21 protein-coding genes are annotated in these 26525 nt (G+C 38.9%); 14 read left to right on the top strand and 7 right to left on the bottom strand.

Features of this window, described 5'->3' with window-relative positions; translation table 11 throughout:
* The first annotated feature begins 17 nt into the window (after positions 1-17).
* The 3 genes from BUB03_RS09115 to BUB03_RS09105 all read left to right on the top strand — a co-directional run bounded on the left by BUB03_RS09115 (position 18) and on the right by BUB03_RS09105 (position 6755).
* On the top strand, positions 18-1553 hold the full coding sequence (locus BUB03_RS09115; RefSeq protein WP_073062194.1) for a YifB family Mg chelatase-like AAA ATPase: 1536 nt from the start codon (positions 18-20) through the stop codon (positions 1551-1553).
* A 363-nt stretch (positions 1554-1916) separates the two neighbouring features.
* Positions 1917-5015, top strand: coding sequence for a non-ribosomal peptide synthetase family protein (locus BUB03_RS09110; protein ID WP_083538887.1), 3099 nt, complete (start codon positions 1917-1919; stop codon positions 5013-5015).
* Between the two features lie 162 nt (positions 5016-5177).
* Complete coding sequence (locus BUB03_RS09105) at positions 5178-6755, top strand: hypothetical protein (RefSeq protein ID WP_073062192.1); 1578 nt, start codon at positions 5178-5180, stop codon at positions 6753-6755.
* Between the two features lie 22 nt (positions 6756-6777).
* Here the strand turns inward: BUB03_RS09105 and BUB03_RS09100 are convergent, their stop codons facing one another.
* Both BUB03_RS09100 and BUB03_RS09095 read right to left on the bottom strand, forming a co-directional pair.
* Positions 6778-7251, bottom strand: coding sequence for a YdeI/OmpD-associated family protein (locus BUB03_RS09100; RefSeq protein WP_083538886.1), 474 nt, complete (start codon positions 7249-7251; stop codon positions 6778-6780).
* Between the two features lie 73 nt (positions 7252-7324).
* Positions 7325-9535 (bottom strand): S46 family peptidase, encoded by a 2211-nt coding sequence (locus BUB03_RS09095; protein WP_073062187.1) that lies wholly within the window; start codon positions 9533-9535, stop codon positions 7325-7327.
* Between the two features lie 86 nt (positions 9536-9621).
* Here BUB03_RS09095 and BUB03_RS09090 point away from each other — a divergent pair, with 86 nt between their 5' ends.
* Positions 9622-10056 carry an META domain-containing protein gene (locus tag BUB03_RS09090; protein ID WP_073062184.1) on the top strand — a complete coding sequence of 145 codons (435 nt, stop codon included), beginning with the start codon at positions 9622-9624 and terminating at the stop codon, positions 10054-10056.
* A 117-nt stretch (positions 10057-10173) separates the two neighbouring features.
* On the opposite strand, the gene BUB03_RS09085 is transcribed toward BUB03_RS09090, so the two are convergent.
* The 4 genes from BUB03_RS09085 to BUB03_RS09070 form a co-directional block, all read right to left on the bottom strand.
* Positions 10174-10599 (bottom strand): hypothetical protein, encoded by a 426-nt coding sequence (locus tag BUB03_RS09085; protein ID WP_073062181.1) that lies wholly within the window; start codon positions 10597-10599, stop codon positions 10174-10176.
* Positions 10600-10605: 6 nt separating this feature from the next.
* Positions 10606-13152 carry a beta strand repeat-containing protein gene (locus tag BUB03_RS09080; RefSeq protein ID WP_073062178.1) on the bottom strand — a complete coding sequence of 849 codons (2547 nt, stop codon included), beginning with the start codon at positions 13150-13152 and terminating at the stop codon, positions 10606-10608.
* Positions 13153-13156: 4 nt separating this feature from the next.
* The gene (locus BUB03_RS09075) at positions 13157-13639 is read right to left on the bottom strand and encodes a T9SS type A sorting domain-containing protein (RefSeq protein WP_073062176.1); all 483 of its coding nucleotides are present in this window, start codon (positions 13637-13639) and stop codon (positions 13157-13159) included.
* A gap of 161 nt (positions 13640-13800) precedes the next feature.
* The gene (locus BUB03_RS09070) at positions 13801-14508 is read right to left on the bottom strand and encodes a LytR/AlgR family response regulator transcription factor (protein WP_073062173.1); all 708 of its coding nucleotides are present in this window, start codon (positions 14506-14508) and stop codon (positions 13801-13803) included.
* Between the two features lie 205 nt (positions 14509-14713).
* Here BUB03_RS09070 and hflX point away from each other — a divergent pair, with 205 nt between their 5' ends.
* The 9 genes from hflX to BUB03_RS09025 all read left to right on the top strand — a co-directional run bounded on the left by hflX (position 14714) and on the right by BUB03_RS09025 (position 24287).
* Entirely contained in the window at positions 14714-15940 is a 1227-nt protein-coding gene (gene hflX, locus BUB03_RS09065) for a GTPase HflX (RefSeq protein ID WP_040993238.1), read from the top strand.
* Entirely contained in the window at positions 15940-16569 is a 630-nt protein-coding gene (locus BUB03_RS09060) for a DUF4919 domain-containing protein (protein ID WP_073062171.1), read from the top strand. Before hflX ends, BUB03_RS09060 begins: the two co-directional genes overlap by 1 nt.
* Positions 16570-16588: 19 nt before the next feature.
* Positions 16589-17875 carry a cation:proton antiporter gene (locus BUB03_RS09055; protein WP_073062168.1) on the top strand — a complete coding sequence of 429 codons (1287 nt, stop codon included), beginning with the start codon at positions 16589-16591 and terminating at the stop codon, positions 17873-17875.
* Between the two features lie 48 nt (positions 17876-17923).
* The gene (locus BUB03_RS09050) at positions 17924-18643 is read left to right on the top strand and encodes a DNA alkylation repair protein (protein ID WP_073062165.1); all 720 of its coding nucleotides are present in this window, start codon (positions 17924-17926) and stop codon (positions 18641-18643) included.
* Positions 18644-18726: 83 nt separating this feature from the next.
* Entirely contained in the window at positions 18727-19395 is a 669-nt protein-coding gene (locus tag BUB03_RS09045) for a hypothetical protein (RefSeq protein WP_073062162.1), read from the top strand.
* Positions 19396-19410: 15 nt separating this feature from the next.
* Positions 19411-21432, top strand: coding sequence for a hypothetical protein (locus BUB03_RS09040; protein WP_073062159.1), 2022 nt, complete (start codon positions 19411-19413; stop codon positions 21430-21432).
* The gene (locus BUB03_RS09035) at positions 21433-22671 is read left to right on the top strand and encodes a hypothetical protein (protein WP_073062156.1); all 1239 of its coding nucleotides are present in this window, start codon (positions 21433-21435) and stop codon (positions 22669-22671) included.
* 30 nt (positions 22672-22701) lie between these two features.
* A complete protein-coding gene (locus BUB03_RS09030) occupies positions 22702-23040 on the top strand; it encodes a DUF6122 family protein (RefSeq protein ID WP_073062153.1) in 339 nt (112 codons plus the stop codon).
* 176 nt (positions 23041-23216) lie between these two features.
* Positions 23217-24287, top strand: a complete 1071-nt coding sequence (locus BUB03_RS09025) for a calcium:cation antiporter (RefSeq protein WP_073062150.1) — start codon at positions 23217-23219, stop codon at positions 24285-24287.
* Positions 24288-24358: 71 nt separating this feature from the next.
* Here BUB03_RS09025 and BUB03_RS09020 read toward each other — a convergent pair whose 3' ends face one another.
* Complete coding sequence (locus tag BUB03_RS09020; protein WP_073062147.1) at positions 24359-24739, bottom strand: group III truncated hemoglobin; 381 nt, start codon at positions 24737-24739, stop codon at positions 24359-24361.
* A 409-nt stretch (positions 24740-25148) separates the two neighbouring features.
* Here BUB03_RS09020 and BUB03_RS09015 point away from each other — a divergent pair, with 409 nt between their 5' ends.
* Positions 25149-26525: a T9SS type A sorting domain-containing protein gene (locus tag BUB03_RS09015; RefSeq protein ID WP_073062145.1), complete on the top strand. Its 1377-nt coding sequence runs from the start codon at positions 25149-25151 to the stop codon at positions 26523-26525.

Below are 26525 nucleotides of genomic sequence, written 5' to 3'. Positions count from 1 at the left end.
TACAAAAAACACCAATCATGTTAGTTAAAATTTATGGCAGCGCAATCCACGGGGTTGCCGCGCAAACCATTACCATTGAAGTCAATGTAGACACCGGTGGAGTAGGGTATCACCTTGTGGGCCTACCCGATAATGCCATCAAAGAAAGCAGTTACAGAATCTCCGCTGCATTGAAGAACGTAGGATACAAAATTCCGGGTAAAAAAATTACAATCAACATGGCGCCTGCAGATCTCCGGAAGGAAGGAGCGGCTTATGATCTTTCCATTGCTGTAGGCATTCTTGCCGCATCAGGTCAGATCCATGCTGAAAATATTCATGATTACATTATTATGGGTGAGCTTTCCCTTGACGGAAGCCTCCAACCTATAAAAGGAGTGCTTCCAATTGCGATTCAGGCGCGGGAAGAAGGTTTCAAAGGAATAATACTCCCTATGCAAAATACACGGGAAGCAGCAATTGTGGACAATCTGGAAGTTTACGGCGCAGGAAACATTAAAGAGGTCATTGATTTTTTTAATGAAGGAAAACCTCTCGAAAAAGTTACACTGGACACCCGAAAGGAGTTTCAGGAAAAAATGAATGATTTTCCGTTTGATTTCTCCGAAGTTAAAGGCCAGGAAACAGCTAAGCGGGCGATGGAAATTGCAGCTGCCGGCGGTCACAATATCATTCTGATCGGTCCTCCCGGAAGCGGAAAAACCATGCTTGCCAAAAGAGTGCCGGGTATTCTTCCTCCTTTAACGTTAAAAGAAGCCCTGGAAACAACAAAAATACATTCCGTTGCCGGTAAAATGGGTGCTGAAACCTCTCTGATGACCGTCCGTCCCTTCCGTTCCCCGCATCACACTATTTCAGATGTTGCATTGGTAGGAGGAGGAAGCTATCCCCAGCCTGGAGAAATTTCGCTTGCTCACAATGGGGTTTTATTCCTGGATGAGATGCCGGAGTTTAAAAGAACGGTCCTGGAAGTGATGAGACAGCCCCTCGAAGACCGGGAAGTAACAATTTCCAGGGCCAGATTTACCGTAAACTATCCTGCAAGCTTTATGTTGGTTGCTTCTATGAATCCGAGTCCCAGTGGGTTTTTTCCTGATGATCCGGGAAATACCTCATCCGTTTACGAAATGCAGCGGTATATGAACAAGCTTTCCGGGCCTTTATTAGACAGGATTGATATCCATATTGAAGTACAGAAAGTGGAATTTGAACAGTTGGCAGAAAAAAGAAAAGGAGAAAAAAGTGCAGATATAAGACAACGTGTCCTGAAAGCACGCAGCATTCAGAATGAACGGTATAAAGATCTTAATATCAGTTATAACGCGCAGATAGGTCCTAAAGAAATTGAAGCCTTTTGCAGTTTAGACGAAGCCTCGCTGCAGCTTATTAAACTGGCTATGGAAAAACTGAATCTTTCTGCCAGAGCTTACGACCGTATCCTGAAAGTAGCCAGAACAGCAGCTGATCTGGAGGGGGCAGAAAATATATTGTCTCATCATATCTCAGAAGCTATACAATACAGAAGCCTGGATCGGGAGTTCTGGAATGTATAATGCTAAAATTCCGGAATAGTCTAATTCCGGAAAAGGATTCTAATTTATTTGATATTTCCTGTCATTTTCAAAATTATGAGAATGTTCTCTTGTTATTTTCTTTAAATAATGCTACCTATTGTTTTCTGATAAATTCTTGCTCATACTAAATATTATGTTAAATTTGATTACCAAATTTTTAAAAATATTGCATTATGAAAGAGAAATTCATTAACACGACTTAATCATTTAAATTTTTGAATGAGAATAGTATAGAAGCTACAGTATTCTAGCTATTTAATCTGTACTAGATATATTAATATGTCTGGAAGGCTGCTTAATGCAGATCATTTGACCCTATTATCACCACCAAAACAAACTAATATGCCGAATACAATACCATCACCGGCGGGGCAGCCTGCTAGTGTACCTGTTCTTTTGTCTACTGAAGACAGAGAAAAACTTCTTAATAGTTTTAATGAAACAAATTGGGATTATCCCAAGGAAGAAACACTGGTTTCTCTTTTCAAAAAACAGGTGTTACTTCACCCGGAAAATATTGCTGCTGTTTATCAGGAAAAACAAATAAGTTATCGGGAGCTTGATCAGAAAAGCAATCAACTGGCAAATATCCTGTTGGAAAAAGGAATAAAAGAAGGAATATTTGTCCCGGTATGGCTGGACCGTTCATTGGAATGGCTTATTGCCATCCTTGGAATTTTGAAAACCGGGGCCGCTTATGTTCCTGTAGATCCTGTTTATCCGGTAAAACGGGTAGAATACATCCTGGCAGACACTTCAGCAGAAATTATTATTACCGATACTGCCCATGGAAATTTATTAACGGAGGGGACTGAAATATTTTACCTGGACCATCAGGAAAGCCTGGACTATTTACCAACTGAACTGCCTGATATTACTTTACATCAGGAGGCGTTGGCATATACCATTTACACCTCCGGATCAACAGGAAATCCTAAAGGTGTTATGATTTCCCACCATAGCATCCAGCACCTGGCGGTCTGGCACAACCAGTATTTTCATGTTGATCACACCTCGCGGCTTACCCTTGTTGCCGGGCTTGCATTTGATATTTCCGTATGGGAAACCTGGTCAGCACTTACTTCCGGTGCTGTTATCTTTATAGCTGACAACGAAGACAGGGTGGAAGCATCAGCGCTTGTTAAATTTTATCAAAAGAACAGAATTACCCATGGGTTTGCACCTTCGGTTCTTGTACCGGCTGTTGTTGAAGAAACCCGGAAATATAATAATATAGATCTTAAGTACCTTTTTACAGGAGGAGAAAAGCTCAAGCCTGTGCTTACCAGCGAATTGAGCTATGAATTGATTGATTACTACGGTCCTACCGAATGTACGGTCTATGCTACTTTCAGAAAAGTTAAAGATATAAATGGACAATACATTTCTTCAATAGGGAAGCCAATAGCCAATGCGCAGGCGTACATTTTAGGAGAAGACAGAGAATTATTGCCCGTAGGAGCCGTGGGAGAATTATATATAGGAGGAACGCTTCTGGCTAAAGGTTATCTTAACAATGAAAAGCTTACCGCTTCGAAATTTGTTGAAAATCCATTCAGAGGAAATGAAAGACTGTACCGCACCGGCGATCTTGCCCGCTGGAAACCTGATGGAGATATTGAATTTTTAGGGAGAATAGACAATCAGGTGAAAATTAGAGGTTTCCGGGTGGAATTGGGAGAAATTGAACGCAGCCTTACCCGGTTGGAAGGAATACAGGAAGCTGCTGTCATTACAAAAGATCATGGAAGCAATAAATATATTGTAGCCTTTATCTTACTGAAATCTGAAGAAAAAGCAGATGCTGCATGGGTAAGACAACAACTGAAAGAAGAGCTTCCGGGCTATATGATTCCCGCCCAGATCATAACTATTGATAAAATACCCCTTACTCCTAATGGAAAAACTGACACCCATTTGCTAAAGGAACTTGCAGATAAAGAGGCAAGAGAACTTATTTCTACAGAACCTCCTACCAACGAAACTGAAAGGATTATAGCAGATATCTGGGCTGAAGAGCTGGAGCGTCCCGTCATTAATATTACCGATAATTTCTTTGATATAGGTGGAAATTCTCTGCTTGTTGCCATAGTGGCCACTGCCTTGAATTCCAGATTGGAAACCAAAGTTTATATGCGGGATATTTACCAGTTTCCGGTTCTTAAAGAGCTTTCCAATGAGCTGATATCCAGAACGAAAGAGGCTCAAAGTGCAGTTCCTGAGGAAGATGTAGAGCCATATGTAGCCCTTCAGCAGGATGTTTACCTGGCCCCGGGGACCGTTTTTGCAGGAGGTTTTGATCCTGAACAGCTGGAAAATCCTAAAAAAATATTTCTGACCGGAGTTACCGGATTTGTCGGAATCCATTTGCTCCAGGAACTTTTAGATACTACATCAGCTGATATTTACTGTCTCGTAAGGGCCCAGGATGAATTTCATGCGATAGATAAAATAGACCGGTGCTATAAACAATATCATATTGACAGAAAAGAAGAACAGAAGCCTAGAATTATCCCGGTAATAGGAGATCTGTCTCTTCCGTTATTAGGTCTTTCTGAAGAAAGGTTCAAAAATATTGCGGGGATGCTGGATCTTATTTATCACTCCGGCAGTTCTGTTAATTTTATAGAACCTTATTCTTATATGAAAGCACCTAATGTGGAAGGATTAAGGGAAATTATAAAGCTTGCAGGTGCCGTGAAAACCAAATGTCTGGCCCTGTTATCTACTATTTCTGTTTACAGTTGGGGGCATATTTTCACTGGGAAAAAAGTAATGCTGGAAAGTGATGATATTGCCCAGAATCTGATGTCTGTAAGCAAGGATATCGGGTATGTAAGAAGTAAATGGGTCATGGAAGCGGTGGCTGATCTTGCCGCTAAACAAGGACTTCCGTTAATTACTTATCGTCTTGGCTATGCCATGTGTCACAGCCGGACAGGGGCCAGCGCTCCTTACCAATGGTGGTCTGGACTTGTAAAAAACTGTGTTGAATTTAAATCTTATCCCTTGCTTACTGAATTGAGAGAAGGATTGATTACGGTAGACTATATGACCAAAGCAATGGCTCATATCACAAAAAATAAAGAGGCGATCGGTAAAAAGTTTAATCTGATCGCAAGACCGGAAACCAATCTTACCCTTGAAGATTTCTTTATGCTCCTGAAGAAATATTACCCGCTTACTCTTGAGGGACTTCCTTACAAAGAGTGGAGGAAACAGTGGGAAGATGATAGTAAAAATCGTCTTTATCCATTAACAAGTTTGTTTAAGGATAATATGCATGAAGGACTTTCCACGGTGGAGCTTTATCAGAATACTTATGTCTGGGACTGTTCGAATGTCATTCAGTTTCTGGACGGATCAGGTATTGAGGAGCCGGTTTTTGATAAAAAGATACTGGATGTCTATTTAAAGTATCTGGGAATTCCAACATCATAACCTTAATTGCTGAGTATAAGGCCGGAAATAAACTTTCCGGCCTTATTAAAATAATACGTCGAGTTTTGTCGCTATACAGGGTGATATTTGCAATATGGACAAACAAATACTGAACAGATATCAATATATGCTTGCCCTATAACAAATCAAAAAATATTAAAAATGAGTACAACAGACGAAATTATTTTATTGACAGATGAATTTACCGGATTGGAATATTCGTGGAGAAAAACAGGAGCTGCTGATAGCACAGTAAACAATGTATTAACCAAAAATATAGGAAACTATAAATATGAAAGAATATTTGAAGTTGCAGATGTAAGATGGTGGGGTGTAAGTGGAGATGGAACTGATGAAAGCGCAAAATTAAATCAAGTGTTTTTAGATATTAAGGATAACAGAAAAGTAAACGAAATTGCGTTTTACGGATTGGAAAAAGTCTTGGTAAATTCCACAATCAATATTCAGCGTGGTGATCTTATTATTGATGGTAAAAATTGCTTTATTTCAAGTATGAGAGGAGCGGATGTCATTATATTTACTATTGATAATGCAGGCGATGCTTATAAAGCTAATAATATTCATATTAAAAACTTTTTAACAAGCAATGTCCCTGAAGCACAGACTTTTCTTAAAGCAGATTCAAGTCATTATCTGAGAATCACTGATTGCAATTTTGACGGTATGAAATTAGGCTTCGATTTAAGTAATTGCTATTATACAAAACTGAATTCTATATATTTTCAGGGAACATATCAGGCGTTTAAGTTTCATAATGCAACAAATGCTTTTAATGTGACCAATTTAAAAATTCTGGGCGGAGGTATTCCATCAGAAATTATTAATACTACCACCGGAGGAAACATTTCAGGATGTAGCTTTGAAGATGCTTCAGGACGTCTGGTCATAGACAGGAGTTTTGGGATTAATATTACCGGGAACTATTTTGAAGGATATGATGAAAAGAAGGTAGACACCTATATCAAGCTTAGTTTAAGTGCCAGATATGAAAACGTAGCAGGCATTAACATTGCGGGAAATTTATTTTACACAGGTGCGATGCAGGCTATCAAATTAGATAATGTAGTGGGTATTTCCATCACTGGAAACTTTATAGGAACTTTACATGCTCTTAATTTGAGTGGAAATGGTGATTCTACCCAAAGAAATATTAACTATAACGGCAACGCATGGAGATATACCCCTTCGCAACAAGGTGGAATACCAGTAGCAGAGGCTTCAGAATATGTTGGTGAGTATGATGGTGGAAGAGCAAACGCTTCCCCGGAATGGAATGTTCCCATTATTTTTACACCACAGACTTTTCATGCAAGATTTCTGGAAGATGGGAATCACCAGTTTGGAGCAACTGCAATTGATGCAACCACAACAGCTAATTATATGGAGCATACCTGGCAGACCAATGGCAAGAAAACGAAAGCTTATCTGAACGGATCTATTGATTTACTTCCAAAAAAATATTTTAATGCCAATGAAGTTAGCGAAATTGGGATTGAACCTTTTGGTTTTGGAAGTACTTTGGGAACTTTAATGCTTCAGAATGATTCCGGACAGTTTGCAATGTTCTTGTGGCAGAGGGATATAGATACTAATCTTAATAAAGGATATTTTCTACCGGTTGTCAACAATCTTGGAGTTACTATTACTCATAATAATGGGAAAATTACCATTACAAATGGAAACACAGCACAATGGCTTAAAGCAGAATTGAAAGTATAAATAATTGAGGGAGTTTGGATTTCTAAACTCCCTTTTTTCCACTCAAAATCATTTCAATCATCCTGATTTTTCTGCTTTCCCTGGTTTCAGGTTTCTTAGCCTCTTCAATCCAGCGGATGTATTCTTTTCTGTGGGTATAGCTCATGGTGTCAAACAGATTTTTGGCATCGGGATTTTCATTGAAAACAGAAGCGATATCATCAGCAATGGCAATAGTTCTTTCTTCTTTATCTTCGATAATACTTACTAAAACCTCATCACCGAAAGTCTTTCCAAGCTGCTTCCGAATGTCCTGGGTTAATCCTAAAATATGACAGTCGGATTTCATTTTGGCAAGGCTGCCCCGGTATTCAACCCTGTCATCAAATAACGCTTTGATCTTTACCTGGCCTTTTTTGCCAAACAGCTCTTCCGTAGAAAAAGGGAATTCTACAAAAGCAGCATTCATGGATCCGTTTTGCTTTATAATTCCGGTAAATTCTATTTTCTGTTTCATCATGAGGATTTTAAATCAAAAATAAAAAAAACCGTGAACGTAAATTCACGGTTTTAAAATATATCAAAAAAGATTATTTTACTTTTTTTGCTTTCTTAGGCATTTGGGTAGTCCCTGAATTTTTAGACTTCGTATCAGGAGGTGTGTTTTCCCCTCTTACAAGCTTTAATTCATCGATCAGCCTTCTTGCTCCTGCATATTTGTCGATTGTCCAAAGAACAAAACGTACATCTACGTTAATTGTTTTCTGCCAGTCCTGTTCAAATACGATATCACCGCTTAATGCTTCGCTGTTTCCGTCGAATGCAATACCGATAAGGTTTCCATCTCCGTCAATTACTGGAGAACCGGAGTTACCACCCGTGATGTCATTGTTTGAAAGGAAGTTTACCGGCATATATCCTGCAGCATCAGCATACTGACCGAAGTCTTTAAGGTTATAAAGATCGATCACTCTTTGAGGAAGGTCGAATTCTTCATCTCCTTTCTTGTATTTTCCTACAAGACCTGTCATATCCGTATAGTAATTGTCAGTAACCCCGAAGTAGTTTCTGTCATTTCTTACAGGAAGTTTATCTACCGTTCCGTAAGTTAATCTTATTGTAGAGTTAGCATCCGGATAGAATTTTTTCTCAGGCATAGCTTTCATTAACCCAGCCAGGAATAAACGGTTGTTCTTGTTAAAGTTATCATCAACTTTAGAATACTTTTCCGTCATCATTTTCTGATCGGCAACGATTCCGTTGGCGATTTTCCAAAGTGGGTCGGCATCAAGTTTCAATGCATCCGGGTTCAACAAGAAGTTCGTTGCAGAAGTCTTGTTTGCGAAAATTGAAGCATAGGCTACATTGGAAAGAGTCTTGGAATCTAATCCTAAAATAGTAGCAGATGCCACTTCTTTATTCGTTACTCTGGACTGGTAAAGGCCAGCCATAGAAGCTAGCATTTCTCCTTCCAGAGATGGGCTGAAGTTTTCGTAAGCTGCTTTGATTGCTGCTTCAGTTTTAGGCTTCATAGCCAGTCTTCCCTGCATATCCTGAGCTGCATAAGCTTTAAGAACAGATCCCAGCTGTAGGGCAAGAGTAATATATTTGGCATTTCTGGAGAACTGGGTAGCATAGTTTCTTTCAACATTTCTGTCAGAAACCTGCTTGTAGTAAGCTCCGATATCTTCTAAAACACCGTCATATTCTGAATTTCCAGGTAATGCAGCCCATTTTCTGAAAGTATCCTCGATCTTTTGTTTATCAGAGATCGTTCCGTTTTTGTCTACCGCATCGATAGTTCCCTGTCTGTTTTTCCAGTAGTTGGCTACAGAAGCATATTGAGAAGCATAATTAAGCTGAGTTGCTTTATCCTTGTTCATATACTTTTTCATAACATCCATAGCTAGTTTGGAAGCTTCTACCCAAGCCGGATAGTCTTTGTTAACCATCTGCTGGATTCCGTAAGAAGTAAGGTAACGGTTTGTTCTTCCAGGGTATCCCAGGATCATAGAGAAATCTCCAGGCTTGATTCCTTTAAGAGAAACCGGAAGGAAGTGCTTAGGCTTCAATGGAACATTGCTTGGAGAAAATTCTGCTGGATTTCCTGCTGCATCTCCATATACTCTGAACACAGTGAAGTCAGCGGTATGTCTTGGCCATTCCCAGTTATCGGTATCACCTCCGAATTTACCCAATGATGAAGGAGGTGCACCTACCAATCTGATATCTTTATAATCCTGATATACGAAATAGTAGAACTCATTTCCGTTAAAGAAATCTTTTACAACTACCGTGTATTTTCCGTTTTCGGAGTTTTCAGTCTGGATGGCTTTGGTTTCAGCATCAATGACTGCTTTTCTCTCTGCTCCGGTCATGTTGTTGTTAAGCTTGGAATTGATTCTCTGTGTAGCATCATCCATTCTTACCAAAAATCTTACATAGAGATCCTTTGCATTGAATTCATCTTTTTGCTTCATAGCCCAGAATCCGTTTTTCAGATAATCTTTTTCCGGAGTGGAAGCAGCAGCAACGGCACCGTAACCACAGTGGTGGTTCGTGAAGATAAGTCCTTTGTCAGAAACAATTTCTCCTGTACAGAAGCCTCCAAAACTTACGATAGCATCCTTTAAGCTTGAATTGTTTACCGAATAAATTTCTTCAGGTGTCAAATGCAGTCCTTCTTTTTGCATATCGACCCCGTTAAGTCTTTTGATGAGCATTAACAGCCACATCCCCTCATCCGCCCTCATCTGGGCAAAGCCCAATAAGAAAGTGAACAGTAGAAATAGTCTTTTCATTTTATAAAATAATTTTTGTGTCGCTAATTTACTAATTTTTACGATATTCTGTCCCGGAATGGTATGAAAATGGAAGGATACCCCACATGAAAAAAATACTTACAGCATTTTTTGCAGTTTTATTTCTGGGAGCTGTGGTAAACTGTTCTGCAGTTCCTGAAAAAAATCCAGCTCTTCAAAGACAGTGGATGCTGGTCTCCTTCGATCAGTTTTCCAAAGAAGAACTGATTAGAAATAAGGCCGGGATCAACCTGACAGATATTATGGAAAAAGGAAAAATAAAGGGTTCCGCCCATATGGGATGCAACAGTATATTTTTTACTTCCGAATTTAAAAACGGAGGAAAAGTAAAAATCTCAGGAGTCGGGAGTACGTTGAAAGCCTGTCAGAATATGGAACTGGAAACAGCTTTCACCCGGAAATTCGATAAAATGACCCGTTATTCCATAGAAGGGCATTTTCTTACCTTGTCTGATGACAGAGGAAATTCTATGAAATTTGTAGCGGCAGACTGGGATTAAAAGCATCGTTTCAAGCTCAGGAAAACTGAAGTTTGGATATGAAAATAGCTATTGAACTTAAAAATAAAAAAAGTCCGCGCTGGAACGGACTTTTTTGTTTGAAATCTGGTTATGTTATCAGTTTTTTGGAATGGTTTTCTTGATTTCTTCCAGAGTTGCCGTATTGGGCAGACCTACGGCATTACTGCTCGTTTTCCCTGGATTTGCTGTACCAGTGCGGGATGTCTGTCTGTTGGGAATTGAAGCTTTTATTTCGTCTAATGTTGCCGTATTGGGCAGCAGTTTTCCTGAAGAATTATTTGAGCTGGAATTCTGAGCTTTTGTGGCCTGTTTCTTTACCTCAAGCCCCTGTTCTGAAACCAGAGTGGTCACGGTCTGTTTTTGGAGTGTATTTTCCTGAAGATCCTTTGCCTGTTGGGCTTCCCTTTCTCTGAGCTGTTTCACGATCTGAGCCTGATCTTCGGATTCCTGAACTTTCTTGTTTTCCTGAGCATAAGCGGACACGCTTAATGCTAAAAATGAAATGATATATAGTGATTTCATGATCGTTTATTTAATGTTTACCAATACTTTAATTTTACCAATAGAGTTTTGGTCGTAGTCCTGAAGCGCTTTTCCAATCACCTGTCCTATTTTTACCTTTTTAGGGTTGGCTTTCATGGCTGTTCCCGTTTTTGATGAAGTAACCAGAAGATCTCCTCTTTTAATTTTACCACCTTCAAGACAAACTTTTGTCGGGATCACTCCAATAACACCCATCGGAACTTTTCCTGTAAGCTCAGAATCTATATTCTCTTCGGTAAGGAGCACGCCTGGTTTTGTTGCATACACTCCGGCTACGAGGTTGGAATAAGGTTTTGATGATTTTTCTACTGTACGGTCTGAGTTGGTTGAAATAATTAAAATGTCACCAGGTTCATATTCTGAAGTCTTTCCTTCCACATCAAATGCTTCAGCAACGTCTGCACCGCTGTTTTGTGTTCCGCCATTGAAAAAACCTGTCCCTGACTTATTCACCCTCGCCACATTGGTGCCCACATTTCTCATTATCAGTATATTCCCTGATGAGCCTCTGTGATCTATCATTGCGGCAGCTCCGGTACCGTCATTACGAACATCCAGAACGGTTTGGCCGTTGGCGGTATTGAAATTGGTAAACCGGCCGGCTCTTCCTGTTCCGAAGTTCGGTACCCATCCATAAATTGCGGATCCTGATCCATCTACAGTAGCTTCTACACCATCACCGGTATTGGATGCGTTAGCAGTAATCCCGTTTCCGTTTCCGTCTGCAATGGCGATCAGGGCAGGCCCGTTTCCTGATGGGTTGCTGGCATAGAAAAGGCCTCCGTAACCTCCTGTTCCTGAGGATAATCCATAGACACCGGCAGTTCCGAAATTGGCGAATTGTGAATTGACTTCACCTTTTACAGCTGGTGAAGTACCCGTTACTTTGTCAACCTTAAAATTTCCTGCAGTACCGTTCCCTACGGTGGTTACTGTTATAACATCGCTGGTATTGGCGTCATTGAAAATGTTGAATCTTCCTGCACGTCCGGTTGCAAAAGAAGGAACCCATGCATAAAGCGCATTTCCTGCTCCGTCTATATTGGCTTCTACGGCATTTCCGTCCTTGCTGGCATTTGCGGTAATGGCATTTCCGTTTCCATCGGTAATAGCCACTAATGCTGGCCCATTCCCGGAGGTATTACTCGCATGAAATAAACCTGCGAAACCTCCTGTTCCGGATGAGATACCAAAAATACCGGCAGCACCGAAGTTCCCAAAAATTGTTTTCACTTCACCTCTTACTGCAGCACCTACACTGTTCGTATTATTTACAAGAAATGAAGATGCATTACCCTCTGTATTATCAGGAATGTTCCCGGCACCATTGGTTTCCACCTCTAAAGTATTAAAATCATTCGTTGCATTAACGTTTTCGAACCTTCCTGCTCTTCCTTTTCCGCTATTAAGGCCAACCTGTCCGAAGACACCGATGGAAGTACCGGTAGTATTCGTTGCTACAAAACCTCTTACACCATAGCCTCCTCCGTCATTACGTCCTACCACCGCACCTGCAATATCACTGGTTGTTCTTCCTACCACCGCTTCACCATTTCCGTTATTGTCACCTACGACACCGGCAGAGGTTTGTGCACTTGTAATTCCGTGCAGACTGAATCCGGCAGCAGTAGAACTTCGGACTCCGGCTCCGTTGCCTGTAGTGGTTACATTCACAACAGTTCCGTTTCCGACACTTGAAACATTGAGGGCATTATTGTTATTGGCATTATTGAAAATAGAAATGCTTGCAGGAATTCCGTTATTACTGGTTGCAGTAAGTCCGGTTCCTGTGTTGCTGTTGGCATATACTCCGGTTCCGTTGGCACTTGCATTTCCATATACTCCCAATCCGTTAGGTGTAACGCCGTAGACCCCCCAGCCGCTTCCGTTTTGACTTCCCCAGACCCCAACTCCGAGTCCGCCGGTTCCATTATTGATACCCCGGACACCACTGGAAAATCCACCTGGAGATACATTATTTACAATCCCCCTTACCGAAGAAATACTTGAGGTGGTTGTATTATTGATCCCCTCCACAGAAGTTCCATCCCCGTCATTAATCAGAGAAAATAAAGTGGAAGCATTGTTTACAGTGTTGGTATAAGGGATCGTGAAGCTTCCGCCGGTTCCGCCCGCAGATTTGGCATACATGGCATAAGGTACACTTAAAAGCTGACTTGTTCCTGTTATCGTATAATTGGTACCGCCGGCAGGGTCGGTCTCGGTTTTTAGATAGTAACTTCCTGTAGGCCAGTCTATGGCAGAGAAGGTTCCTGAAAGTACAGTTCCTGTTCCTATTTCCATGCTGATCAGTCCGTTAGGATTTGTGTTTCCGGTCAGTCTTTCAGAATAAACCAGCGTTCCGGCAGGAGAACCCTGTAAAATGCTTACTTTGACGGCAATGCTTTGATTGATAAGAAGCTGACCCGATCCATTTCTCATGACAGCCTGGTAGCTCATTTTTTCCGGAGCCTGTGCCTGTGCTATGAATAAGCCCAGCATGATCCCCAGAGAAAGTAATATTTTTTTCATGGCGTTATTTTTTGATGACTTTAAATGTTTTTAGATTTTCTCCCTTCTGATTGATCCTGATAATATAGACCGCTGAAGGAAGGGAAGAAAGATTAAGCTCAGATTTCGACTGTGAGATCACATCTTTTTTGACCAGCTTACCTTGTGCATCATATAGCTGATATTCTGATCCTTTGTAAGGAAGCGAAGTAAAATCTATATACAGGTAATCTCTGGTAGGATTCGGGTAAAGTAAAATACCTTCTTGCTTTGATAAGGTTTCGCTGGTAGAGAGCGCTATAATTTCATAGCCTTGCTGTACCCCCTCCAATATTTCGGAATTTGCTCCCTTATACAGGTATGCTGTTTGGCCTACGCTGTACGAAACCGAGCCGTTGCCTCCTGATGCATTTGTTCCTGTGGCCAGAACTGCTGACTGAGCATTCAGAAGACTGACGGAAAAGGTAAACAGAATGAGAAAGAAGCAGTGAATAGATGTTCTTTTCATGTAAAATAATTTTGTGGTTATTAATTGGTTTTACAAGTTTTCAGGTGAAAATTTGTGAACACTAAATTACCACATATCGCAACCGGATTGAAGGAAAATAGACTAACGTCAAAAAAAATCGACCAACAGCATTTTATTGTAAAAATGTGGGTATGTAGGAGTTATGGATTAAGAAAAGAGAGGCTTTCCTTATAAGTTCTGCCTATAGGAAGTCTGATCTGATGGATCAGCTCTATCTCATTGCTGCTTTTTCCACGGATGAAATGACGGGGAACAGCATAGCTGCGGTGTATTCTTATAAAAGAGTCGAAGAAGCTTTTATGAAGCAGATTTCCAAGGGAGTCCAGGACACAGTGTTTTTTTTCATGGGTAACCAGCCGGGTATAATCTTTCAGGGCTTCCAGGTAAAGGATATCGGTAAGCCTTACCTGGGAAATATTACCGTTTTCTTTTATTTTAATGCAGTTTTCGCCAAGAAGGGCATCAAAGCATTCACATTTTTCTTTCATTTCAAAAAAGCTGAAGACTTTCTCCATGGAATGCTGAAATCTTTCTGTTTTAAAGGGTTTTGTAATAAAGTCAAGTACTTCAATTTCAAAAGCTTCTGCGGCGAGTTCCGGTTGAGAGCTTATGAAGATGCAGGCTGGGATTTTATGGGCTAGTTTCCTGAATTCCAGGCCATTAATGCCCTGGAGATTGGTTTCGCAGATCAGCAGATCCATGGGGAATTCCAGGTAGGGGACTGCCTTTTCTGCCGAATTAAAGGAAGCAATAATCTCAATATGATCATATTGCCTGATATGATGCTGAAGGACCAGTCTGTCCAGCTCATCATTATCGATGATCATACATTTAATATGGGAATTCATGGCAATAGGTGTTAGTTTTTACAATATTTACAAATTTTGATGTTTATTATTTGTAAATCTGCTTTATAAAGGTATTAATTTTTTATAAATCAATGGTATTGTAAACTTAAATTAACATTAAAAAATATCGAAGAATAAAAAATGATTTTGTTTTTTTTCCTGAAAATTGGTATCTTGTGAAAATCATAAACATAGACAGAAATTAATGCTAGATAAGAAACAACATAATTACGAAAGAGCAGTTTTAGTGGGGGTTATTACCCAGAATCAGGATGAGGATAAGCTTACGGAATATATGGATGAACTGGAGTTTTTAGCCTTTACGGCGGGTGCAACGGTTCAAAAACGATTTACTCAAAAATTAACCCAGCCGGATTCCAAAACCTTTATCGGGAGTGGAAAGGCGCAGGAGATAAAAGAATATGTAAAGGAAAATGAGATAGGAACCATTATTTTCGATGATGAACTGTCTCCTTCCCAGCTGAAAAATCTTGAAAGAGAAATAGAAGTAAAAATTCTGGACAGGACTAATCTTATCCTTGATATTTTCGCACAGAGAGCACAGACTTCTTATGCAAGGACTCAGGTGGAATTGGCTCAATATCAGTATCTTTTACCTCGTCTGACAAGGATGTGGACCCACCTTGAGCGTCAGAAAGGGGGAATCGGGATGAGAGGACCCGGAGAAACAGAGATTGAAACTGACCGCCGTATTATCCGTGACAGGATTTCCCTGTTAAAAGACAAACTGAAAGTCATTGACAAGCAGATGGCTACCCAGCGTAACAACCGTGGGAAAGTAGTTCGCGCAGCTTTGGTTGGGTACACAAACGTTGGAAAATCTACCCTGATGAATGCGCTTTCCAAGTCTGAAGTTTTTGCTGAGAATAAATTATTCGCAACACTTGACACTACGGTAAGAAAAGTAGTTATCGGAAATTTACCGTTTTTGCTTACCGATACGGTAGGATTCATCAGAAAGCTTCCTACACAGCTTGTGGAGTCTTTTAAATCTACCCTGGATGAGGTTCGTGAAGCAGATCTGCTTATTCATGTAGTGGATATTTCCCATGAAAGCTTTGAAGATCAGGTGGAATCTGTTAATCAGACTCTTATGGAGATCAATGCACATCAGAAGCCAATGATCATGGTTTTTAACAAAATCGATGATTTCAGCTACCACAAAAAAGATGAAGATGATCTTACTCCATCCACCAAAAAGAATATTTCCCTGGAAGAGTGGAAGAAAACATGGATGGGTAAATCCAAATATCCAACGGTATTCATTTCTGCCCTGACGAAAGAAAATTTCCCGGAAATGAAAAAAATGATTTATGATGAGGTGATGAAGATCCATATCTCCAGATTCCCATACAACGATTTCCTTTTCGAATATTTCGATAACGACGAGGAAGAAGAAAACAACGATTAATGAAGTACCACTTTTTCCTGTTATTGGTTCTCTTTTCGGTTTTTGGCTTCAGCCAGAAATCAAAAATCGATTTGAAAAATATTGAGAAAAGTCTTAAAAATCCGGATTCTCCCTACAACTATGAGAAGCTGATTTTTAAATACAAAGGATATCCTAAATCCCTGGATAGTATTGAAACCCAATATCTTTACTACGGAAGAAATTTCAGGGATGATAAAGTTTCTACACTGGATGACAGTTTTAAGGAGCTGGCGGATGCTTTTAAGCAGGATAATTTTGAAGAATGCATCAAGCTTGGCAAAGTACTTTATGATAAAGATCCTACGAACCTGGATATTCTTCTTGTTCTTCTCAGGGCATATGATTCCATGAAAGACGGAAACAACTTTATGCATCACCTGAACCAGTTCCGCTCGCTTACGGAAGGAATAAAGAATTCCGGAGACGGAGCTTCTGAAAAAACGGCCTATCTCGTCAATTCTGTAGGAGATGAATACATCCTCCTGAATATCCTGAATATCGGGAAAGATTATGTAAGAGGATCAAAAATAGCCAAAGACGGCATGTTTGATATCTGGGAGAAGGACGGTCATAAATTATACATTAAAATACTTTATTTAAACCTATAAATTAATTAAAAAACACTTAGTGGAGTTATATTATTCATTTTCAGCCTTAATAGTACTGGCATCGATTTTCGCCTATCTTAATTACAGATTTCTGAAACTTCCGAGCACCATCGGGATCATGGTAATTGCTATCGTGGTTTCCATTTTTCTGGTTATGTTTGGAGAAACTGTTTTGCCAAAAACCTTTGGGCATCTTAATAATTTAATGAACGGTATAGACTTCACGGAAGTTCTGATGGGTGCCATGCTTAATTTCCTGCTCTTTGCGGGAGGGATCCATATCAATATCGACGATCTTAAGGAGCAGTTCCGGCCCGTCCTTATATTTTCTACGGCTGGAGTGGTGATTTCTACTTTTGTGGTAGGATTCGGGATGTTTTATCTGCTGCCGTTTTTAGGAATTCACCTTCCGTTTATTTACTGTCTGGTTTTCGGAGCGCTTATTTCGCCTACCGATCCGGTGGCTGTTTTAAGTATCTTAAAGCAGGCCAATGTTTCCAAATCCCTGGAAACAAAAGTAGCGGGAGAATCTCTTTTTAATGATGGTATGGCCGTAGTGGTTTTTACAGTTGTTATGCAGCTTGCCATAGGAAAAGAAGTGGATCTGGGGGTTGAAAGTATCGGATTGCTTCTGATGAAAGAAGCCGGTGGAGGAATTTTGCTCGGGGTTTTATTGGGATGGATCACTTCCAGGCTGATGCGCGAAGTGGATGATTATATTATTTCCGTTCTGGTAACGCTTTCCGTAGTGATGGGAGGATATCTTATTGCAAGACAGATGCATATTTCCGGACCTCTTACAATGGTTGCTGCAGGTTTATTCATGGGTAATTTCAACGTAAGGTTTAAAATGAAATCCATTACCCAGGATTACCTCATCAAATTCTGGGAACTGATTGACGAAATCCTGAATGCTGTGCTGTTCCTCTTTATAGGATTTGAGCTTCTGATGATCAAGGACTTAAGGTTTTTTATGATTCCTGGGCTTCTGGCGATTGCGGTGGTTTTAATTGCCCGTTTTATTTCGATCTGGATCCCTACAAAATTTATGTCCCTGAGAACCAGGTTTAGCCCGCAAACGGTAAAAGTTCTGGTTTGGGGAGGAATCAGGGGAGGGGTTTCCATAGCATTGGCTATGTCGATTCCTAAAAGTGAGTACAGCGAGATTATTTTGAGTATTACTTACTGTGTAGTAGTCTTTTCTATTATTGTTCAGGGACTTACCATTGCTAAAGTTGCCAATCCGAAAGCCATTGCAAAGGAAGAGAAGGAAAAGGAGAGCGTTGTTGCGGATGAACATGCTTAAGGTAATTATTGACTGGAATTATTCAAATTTTATAAAATAAAGATTTGTATGGGCAATATTATCAAAGAAATAGAAGAAGCATTAGCGGTTTTGTCCATCCCTGAAAAAGCAGAATTCTTCCCGAAATTTTTCAAAACCGGAAAAGGAGAATATGGGGAAGGCGATGTGTTTTTAGGCGTAAAAGTTCCGGATCAGAGATCGGTGGCTAAAGAATATTATTCAAAAATAAGCCTGGACGATCTGAGTGTCCTGTTGTCTTCAAAATACCATGAGTACAGGCTTACCGCACTTTTTATGCTGATTTCCAAGTTTGAGAAAGCAAAGGATAAAGCCGTTAAAGAACAAATTATACAGTTTTACCTGGATCATCTTCCGCATGTGAATAACTGGGATCTGGTAGATTCTAGCTGCTATAAAATTTTAGGCAGATATGCCTTTGAAAATGGTAAGGAAGAGCTCTTAAGAAACCTTTCGGATTCCGAAGAAATGTGGCATAAGAGAATCGCTGTGGTGGGTACCATGCATTATGTAAAAAAAGGATCTTTTGAACTGACTAAAGAATTCGTCATTAAAAACCTGAAACACCCACACGACCTGATGCATAAAGCAAATGGCTGGCTTCTCCGGGAAATGGGACAGAAAAATGAAACCGAACTGATTAACTTTCTCGATAAACATTATCAGGATATGCCCAGAACCAGCCTGAGATATGCCATCGAAAAGCTGGACGAACAAGTACGGCAGGATTACCTGAAAGGAAGGATTTAAAAATGGTTGTTTTCAGTGAAATAACAGCGTCCATAAAGTATTTTCGAACGGAATTAAGTAGTTTTGTGCTTTAAAGCCGAATTATGAAAAATTTTCTGAAGCTGTTGATGCTTTTTTTTCCATTTTTATTGCTGACAAGCTGTTTTGATATTTTAGATAAAGTGAATGTCAAAGCTGACGGAACAGGAGAATATACCATTATCCTTAATGCCAGTAAAAGCAAAACGAGACTGGCGTCCATTTCAAAAATGGAGACCATTAACGGAAAAAAGGTTCCGAAAAAGGCTGAAATTGAAAGTAAAATCAATGAAGCAGCTAGGATTTTTAAAGGAACTCCGGGAATCAGCAATGTGAAAACCTCCATGGATTTCGACAATTATATCATCAAACTGAGCTGTAATTTTAAAAAAATAGAAAATATCAATGCCGGGCTGGAACAGCTCAAAGCTAAAAATATTCTCGGAAAAATGATCCCAACACAGATTTACAGCCAGAACCTTGAGAAAAAATCACTGACCAGAAACAAAGTCAATACCTTTAAAGCAGATTACGACAAATTGGGAAAGGCAGATAAAGAAATCTTTAATAACGCCAGATATACCTCTGTCATGCAGTTTGAAAATACTGTAAAATCTCAGACCAACAGCGCTTATCTCCTGGCTCCGAATAAAAAAGCTGTGAAGCTGGAAGCGGATATTTTAGACCTGATCTTTCAAAAGAAACAATTACAAAACACTATATTATTTCAATAAATTCTACACTCGACCATGAAATCTATATTATTAAAAACACAAACACTGAGTCTTGTTCTTTTTGGTTTTATGCTGGTTTTTGCCCAAAAAAGCATGAAACTTCCCACTGATGCCGTATTTTATATGGAAATTAACGGAAAACAGCTTAATCAGAAAATTAATTGGGAGAAACTCAATCCGCTGTTGCATGAGCTAAGCAAAAAAAGCAAAGAGAAATCTTCGTGGAATGATTATTCCAAAACGGGGATCAAATATGATGCGACACAATATCATTATGCAAGCTTTAATGACTCCATAAAAACGTATACCACTCATTTTATTGTAGATAACAAAGAAAAGTTCCAGGAATTCATCAACTCGACGAAGAAAAAAGGACTGGAAATTTCAAAGAAAAAGAATTACTCTTACGTAGATATCGATGATAATATTTTTGTTGCCTGGAACGGCGACCGTGCTGTTTTGAGCATGGTAAGCTATACAAAGCCTTATAAAGATATCTGGAGCGATGATGTTGTAACGGATAGTGCTGTAGCTGTTGCAGATAGTGCTGCAGTAGCTGTTGACAGTGCTTATGCCATAGAACCTGAAAAGCCTTTTGATTATAAAGAAGAAATAATAAACCTGAAGGAGGAAATTAAATATTTAAAAGACGAGATCAGGGATAATAATAAAGAAATTACCAGAATTCAGAAAGATATCAAGTATCTGGAAAAGAACCATAAATATCCGAAAGAGAATGTGGACACCCAGCATTCCGAAGGTGAAACTGAAGTGTATCCGAGAGAAGAGGAATACGCTGAAGCTGAAATAGATACAGCATATCAGAAAGAACTGGATTCTATGCGTATTGAAAATTTCAAAATCGTCAAGAAGATTGCAGAAGACCGTTTCGACCAGTATTTCAATTCAAATCTGGAGCTTGATGTTCCGAAGGCGATGCTCAGCTTCAGAGATCCGAACTCCGATGCGTATGTTTACACAGATTACGGAAGAATGGTGAATGACGGAGTTTATGGTAAAATGATGAAGCATTTTGAATTTGGGCAGTTTTTAAGAAATACATACAATTCAAATTCATACTACAATTTATATTTTGATAAGGACAAAGTAAAGCTGGTGAACAATTATCAGCATAAAAATCCGGACATTCAGAAAACAGTTTCATCCGTTTATAAAGGAAAGAAAAACAAAAAGCTGGCTGCGCTTATCAATGAAAAAAGCATCGGTTATTATGTGATGAATCTCAACGGAGCAAAAACTTTTGATATGATGTATGACCTGCTTCAGGATTCCGGAGACGGCGAATACAAAAAAGAAATGGAGCTGATGATGGAAACCATGAAGATCATTCTGGATGAAGAAGCTATTACTAAAATAGCTCCCGGAAACGGAATTTTCGTCCTGAATGAGCTGGTATCCAAAAAAGTAGACTATACGGACTATGAATATGATGATGATTATAATGAAAAAGAAGTTAAGAAAACCAAAGATGTAGCTGTTCCCGATTTTACGTTTGCTTTTGCAACGGAAAATGAAGGCTACTGGAACCGTGTTTTCAATGTATTGTCTACCAATAAGAATTTAGCCAAGAAATTCTCAAAGAACGGCAATATTTACTCTTTTAAGGATGAAAAAGGGGATGGCTATATGGATCAGCTGTACTTCGTTGTAAAAGACGGTATTGTTTACCTTACGAGCTCTACTGAAAATCTTACTCCACAGGCGCAATCAGCGGTTTCCAAACAGTGGGCAAAAGACTCATCAAAATATCCTCTATCCGGCAGACTGGATGTTCAGAGGCTGTTAATAGGTCTGGAAAAAGAATTCAAAACCCCTTCCGAAAGAAAAACACTGGATCTGTTCAGAAAAAATGTAGGTGAAATGTATTATAAAACGGAGGTAAAAGGTGACAGCGTGGAAACAGAAATAGATTACAACATTAAAAACTCTTCCGAGAACAGCTTAATGTACTTTTTTGACCTATTTGATGAGATTTTTAAAATTAAAGAACAAGAAAAGAAGCCTCAAATATTATAGATGAACAAAAAGAAACTTATTGTCCCGTTATTTGTTTTACTCGCAGCCGCGGTCTATTTTGTGTTTTTTTATAAAAACAAAGCCCTGAAGTTTGTTCCTGAAAATGCAGATGTGGTTGTCTTAATTGATGTAAAAAAACTGACGGGACAATATATTTCAAGCTTAGTTGCCCATCCGTCCAAATGGTCAGAAAGCAAAAAGAAAGATAAAAAAACAATTCCGTTAAAAGATTCAGGAATAAAAATCCCGGATTTTCTGCAGGTTTTTCACCTGAAAGGAGCTAAATTTTCAGAATGGTACAGCGTGGTGGAACTGAAAGACCCACAGAAATTTTTAACCTTTTTGAAAAGTCATCAGTTTATCAACAAAGGCCAGGACATATTCCGTAAAGATCAGGTATTCATTAAAATAGAAGGTGAAAACTGTATCCTGGGAACCTCCGAAACAGCTTTTACAGCTATACAGCAGCTGCTTTCCAAACCTTCCGGCAAAAAGACTTTTACTGCAGACCGGTTTATAGGCAGTTCTTTAGGAAGCATATCCTTTATTTCCGGAAAGAAAATTCAAAATTTTTCCATTGAACTGAAGGCTGATGAAATTGAAATAAAAAATGCGGCAGAAGCAATATCCTTTGCAGCGGCAATTTCAGATATGCAGAGGAAAAATCATTTTTTAGAAGCCGAATTAGACGGGCAGAATATAAAAAACTATGCCCGTTTTTTTAATAAAAATCTGGTAGATTCAGCTCAGGTCAATTATTTTAAAGCAACTGCAGATCTTGAGCAGGTAAATGATACGATTATCAGCTACGGGTATGACGATAATTTTAATGAAACAGAAAAAAAGACTGTTCAGAAGATTATTCAGCCTAATTATATTATCGACCTCCGCAGTTCTGCTCCCGAAAAAACCTGGGATTATTTTCAATATAAAAAATGGATCAATGCCCAGAACCAGTTCACCGCGATTCCTTTTCAGCCGAATCAGATTGAAAGAAATGAGGGGAGTATCATTATAAAATCTACCCGGAAACCTATAGCATCGTCCCCGGAACTTAAGGAAAACTATATCTTCATCAGAAACAGTTCGCTGTTGCTATCTTCTTTAAGCACTTTAACCTCAACGGAGAAAAAAATCCTTTCTGATATTGAATATATATTCTACAGAAATAAAGGACAGAACTATCAGGTGAGTATCAAAGCTAAGAAAGAAGAATTACCGCTGATTTTAAGATGGTAAAGCCGCAATTTTAAAAATAAATAAATATTAATGGGTCTATCTGACATTGCTCTGCTCAAAACAGGCACACATTATTTTTTACATCTGGTTTTCCCGGTTTTCATTGCGCTGGTTTTTTTCCGTGACAACTGGAAAAAGGCTTATGGTATCATGCTGGCCACCATGCTGGTAGACCTGGACCATATTTTTGCCAATCCTGTTTTTGATCCTTCAAGAAATAGTATTGGTTTTCATATTTTACATTCCTACTACGCCATTGCGGTGTATTTTTTGCTGCTGTTTTTCAAAGGAAATATCAGAATTGTAGCCGTTGGTCTTTTGTTTCATATGCTTACGGATTTTCTGGATTTTAACATGTGGATGCATTAAGGAAAGAAGCAGGAAAAGAGAGGGTGAATGCTAGCGTTCGATTATTACAGTCAATAATTTAATGAAGAAAGTTTAGAGAATAAATACGGAAGCGGCTTCATTCCGATTAAAATATTATTAATATTTTCTTTTGATATTTCAAATTTAATAGATTTTTTGTATTTTGTAGACGCTTTATGAGATTAAAAGAATTTTTACATTATACGTATATTTTCCCTGTCCTGGCTGTGGGGTATTATTTTTCCGGACTCATGGGAACCGGAGTATTGTATGACCTTATTGCGGGGCTTCTGCTTACCGGAAGTGTTTTGTCTGCGGTGCACCATGCAGAAGTGGTGGCCCATAAAGTAGGAGAGCCGTTCGGAACCATTATTCTCGCACTCTGTATCACTATTATTGAAGTGGCGCTTATCATCTCGCTGATGGTAGCCGGCGGAGATCAGGCGATCACGCTGGCCAGAGATACCGTTTTTGCTGCCGTCATGATTATTCTTAACGGAATTCTGGGGATCTGTATCCTGGTAGGCGGCGTAAAATATCATGAACAGTTCTTCGCAAGAACCTCAGCTACTACTTATCTGGTAAGTATTGTTTCCATTCTCGTGCTTACCCTTGTCCTTCCCAATTTTACTTCAAGTGTCAACGGACCTTTCTATAATGAAGCACAGCTTATTTTCATTTCCATCGCATGTCTGGCCATATACGGTGTTTTCCTGATGGTACAGACTGTACGTCACAGAAGTTACTTTATTGTTCCTGACGAGCATCCCGAAGAACATTATATTCCTTCATTGAAAAAAACACTGATCAGCTTTGGTTTTCTGGTGGTATGCCTGATTATTGTTGTACTGATGGCTAAAGGACTTTCCGGAACCATTGAAAATATGGTACAGAGTATTGGCGCCCCAAAATCCCTGGTAGGGGTAATTATTGCAGGAGTCGTGCTCCTTCCTGAAGGAGTAGCTGCTATCCGTGCGGCAAGAAGCAACCAGATACAGTCCAGCTTAAATCTGGCATTAGGGTCAGCTTTAGCGAGTATCGGACTTACAATTCCTGCCGTATCAGTTGTATGTATTCTTTATGATATTCCATTGGTATTAGGGCTTGATAAAAAAGATATTATTCTGCTTTCCCTGTCTGTATTTATAGTAATGCTTTCTTTAAGCCGGGGAAAAACGAACGTTTTGTACGGAACCGTTTTGCTTGTCAATCTTGCCGCTTATATTTTTACCGTTATCGTTCCCTAATTATTTTTTACGTCCCGAACTAACTCTATAACTCGTAACCCGAATCCCGCAACCCAAATCCGCAACCCGAACTAGAGTCTCCTCGCCAGCTCCATTTTGAAAGCCATCAGCTTGGCGATGTTTTCGGATTTATAAATAGCCATGTCGGCATTTTCTCCGACGAAATTCTCTTCAACCGTTGTTTTCCAAAGCCCAAGCCAGCGGTCAAAATGTTTTTGCTCCATTGCCCGGATCTCATTAATCGGGAAATGAACGCCCATAGGGTTTCCTTTATAGCTCATCTGTCCAAAAAGGATAGATTCCCAGAAAGAATACATTTTTGGAAGATGTTTGTCCCAGTTTACTTTAGCTATATCATTAAAGAAGAAACCAATGGTTTCATCCTTAACGACTTTTGCATAAAATGAATTCACCAGATGCTCGATATCTTCTCTTGATTCCAACTTTTTCATATTTCAAATGTACAGTAAAATCAAAATAAAAATTTAAAAAGCGGCTTGATAAATTTCATTTATTGAAAGTTTGTTTATAGTCAAAGCTTAATTGTATATAGGTGTTGAAAAATTAAAATAATGGTTTTAATGAGGATTTATCCAGTAATAATGCGACAAGGAGAATGTGTTGATATTCAATTGTGTGACTATTCGTTAACATTTTTTAATATTTTTTATACTTTTTTTATGATATGTTATTTTTTTTTATAAATTTGAAATTAAATAATCAAAAACACTAAGAAACTTATGAAAACTACAACTACTTTTTTACCTGACAAACGATAGTTTACCGTACTATTATAACAATCTTAAGTTCTAAGATTGCTATACTTCATTTCTTTTATTGTTCCACATAATTCCAATTATTATGTCAAAATTTCTGTGCCATAAAACGGTCACTGTACTTGTATTGCTATATTCAGCCAGTGCTTACTCTCAATTAGTTGGATCTGATGTCCAGATATGGGAAAAGTCAAGACCTAACCTTCGTGAAGTCTCCAATTTAAAAGATGAGAACCTACTCAACTTCCATTATGGAATTAAGGATAAAATCCTTAAAAAATATATTAAACACAGTAAAAATAAGAGCCATACCCTGACTCTTGTCCATACTTCAAGGGAGGATGAAAAAATATGGGAGAATGAAGAACGAAATATCTCTTTGAGTAACAATATTTATGAAAAGAAAAAGGCGGATAAAAATATCAAAATCCGTAAAAGGCCAAGTATTTTTACTTTTACTGATAATGCCGGAAAGCCAGACGGAAAACCGGACAGTATTAAAATAAAGCTGGAAGACCGCAATCTCTATGAAATGATTTTCATCCCAAGAAGAGCAAACAAAATGGATCTTAATAAAATTCATTCTTACCTCTCGATCAAGTATGGAATTTCTTTGGAAAAGGGAAAGTATTACAGCAGTGATGGAAAAGTGATCTGGGACCCTGAAAAACATAAAGAATTCAAATACAGGCCTACCGGATTGGGACGGGATGATGGAAACGAATTGTACCAAAAACAATCTTCCAATCAGGAAGATCAGTTCCTAACGATCGGAAAAACAGATATAAAAAAGACCAATGTAGAAAACCTGAGTCTTTTTGATCACAATAATTTTGTCATGTGGTCTGATGATAATAAAGAAATGGCGATGAAGACCGAAGGCAACTTTAAAGTCCTCGAAAGAAACTGGGAAATTAATTTCATAGGATCTACCATTCCAAAAACAGATTATAAAGTAAGGGTGGATAAAAAGGCCATCAATCCCGATTCGCTCCCACTTGTTTACTGGATGTTTCTAAAAAACTCCGCAGGCGAGTTAATGAAAGTGCAAGGGATGGAAAATGAGAATTATATAGATTTCAGTAAAGTGGATTTTTATAAGGAGAAAGGAGAAATTTTTGATCATTTTACATTTGCAGTGAGTCCTTTACGGGATGCAAGTAATAATGAGATCAACTCAGGCTCATCATCAATTAATGAAAATCAGCTTGCTTTAGATATCGATAAAATTGTTCTGTATCCAAACCCTGTTAAAAAAGGACAAAGTTTTATGATCAAGTTTCCTGAAATGGAAAACTTATCTGTAGCAATTTATGATGGTGGAGGGCGACTGGTTAAATTAGAGAAAATAGACCATCATGCAAGATCGTACAGCAGTTCGCTTGACATTCAAAGTTCGTATCTGGTCAGTCTTACCCAGAACGGAAAAATAATCAAAACATTCAAATTAATCGTCGACTAA

Origin of the sequence: Chryseobacterium oranimense (assembly GCF_900129755.1) — a bacterium.
Taxonomy (GTDB): Bacteria; Bacteroidota; Bacteroidia; order Flavobacteriales; family Weeksellaceae; genus Chryseobacterium; species Chryseobacterium oranimense.
This window is presented reverse-complemented; position numbering and strand designations above follow the sequence as displayed.

What these genes read in the sequence shown, in the direction of transcription:
- BUB03_RS09025 (WP_073062150.1), top strand. Translation starts at nt 23,217, where the DNA reads ATGAGATTAAAAGAATTTTTACATTATACGTATATTTTCCCTGTCCTG.
- BUB03_RS09110 (WP_083538887.1), top strand. Translation starts at nt 1,917, where the DNA reads ATGCCGAATACAATACCATCACCGGCGGGGCAGCCTGCTAGTGTACCT.
- BUB03_RS09030 (WP_073062153.1), top strand. Translation starts at nt 22,702, where the DNA reads ATGGGTCTATCTGACATTGCTCTGCTCAAAACAGGCACACATTATTTT.
- BUB03_RS09040 (WP_073062159.1), top strand. Translation starts at nt 19,411, where the DNA reads ATGAAATCTATATTATTAAAAACACAAACACTGAGTCTTGTTCTTTTT.
- BUB03_RS09115 (WP_073062194.1), top strand. Translation starts at nt 18, where the DNA reads ATGTTAGTTAAAATTTATGGCAGCGCAATCCACGGGGTTGCCGCGCAA.
- BUB03_RS09070 (WP_073062173.1), bottom strand. Translation starts at nt 14,508, where the DNA reads ATGAATTCCCATATTAAATGTATGATCATCGATAATGATGAGCTGGAC.
- BUB03_RS09080 (WP_073062178.1), bottom strand. Translation starts at nt 13,152, where the DNA reads ATGAAAAAAATATTACTTTCTCTGGGGATCATGCTGGGCTTATTCATA.
- BUB03_RS09050 (WP_073062165.1), top strand. Translation starts at nt 17,924, where the DNA reads ATGGGCAATATTATCAAAGAAATAGAAGAAGCATTAGCGGTTTTGTCC.
- BUB03_RS09015 (WP_073062145.1), top strand. Translation starts at nt 25,149, where the DNA reads ATGTCAAAATTTCTGTGCCATAAAACGGTCACTGTACTTGTATTGCTA.
- BUB03_RS09105 (WP_073062192.1), top strand. Translation starts at nt 5,178, where the DNA reads ATGAGTACAACAGACGAAATTATTTTATTGACAGATGAATTTACCGGA.
- BUB03_RS09095 (WP_073062187.1), bottom strand. Translation starts at nt 9,535, where the DNA reads ATGAAAAGACTATTTCTACTGTTCACTTTCTTATTGGGCTTTGCCCAG.
- BUB03_RS09045 (WP_073062162.1), top strand. Translation starts at nt 18,727, where the DNA reads ATGAAAAATTTTCTGAAGCTGTTGATGCTTTTTTTTCCATTTTTATTG.
- BUB03_RS09035 (WP_073062156.1), top strand. Translation starts at nt 21,433, where the DNA reads ATGAACAAAAAGAAACTTATTGTCCCGTTATTTGTTTTACTCGCAGCC.
- BUB03_RS09075 (WP_073062176.1), bottom strand. Translation starts at nt 13,639, where the DNA reads ATGAAAAGAACATCTATTCACTGCTTCTTTCTCATTCTGTTTACCTTT.
- BUB03_RS09085 (WP_073062181.1), bottom strand. Translation starts at nt 10,599, where the DNA reads ATGAAATCACTATATATCATTTCATTTTTAGCATTAAGCGTGTCCGCT.
- BUB03_RS09060 (WP_073062171.1), top strand. Translation starts at nt 15,940, where the DNA reads ATGAAGTACCACTTTTTCCTGTTATTGGTTCTCTTTTCGGTTTTTGGC.
- BUB03_RS09090 (WP_073062184.1), top strand. Translation starts at nt 9,622, where the DNA reads ATGAAAAAAATACTTACAGCATTTTTTGCAGTTTTATTTCTGGGAGCT.
- BUB03_RS09020 (WP_073062147.1), bottom strand. Translation starts at nt 24,739, where the DNA reads ATGAAAAAGTTGGAATCAAGAGAAGATATCGAGCATCTGGTGAATTCA.
- hflX (WP_040993238.1), top strand. Translation starts at nt 14,714, where the DNA reads ATGCTAGATAAGAAACAACATAATTACGAAAGAGCAGTTTTAGTGGGG.
- BUB03_RS09100 (WP_083538886.1), bottom strand. Translation starts at nt 7,251, where the DNA reads ATGAAACAGAAAATAGAATTTACCGGAATTATAAAGCAAAACGGATCC.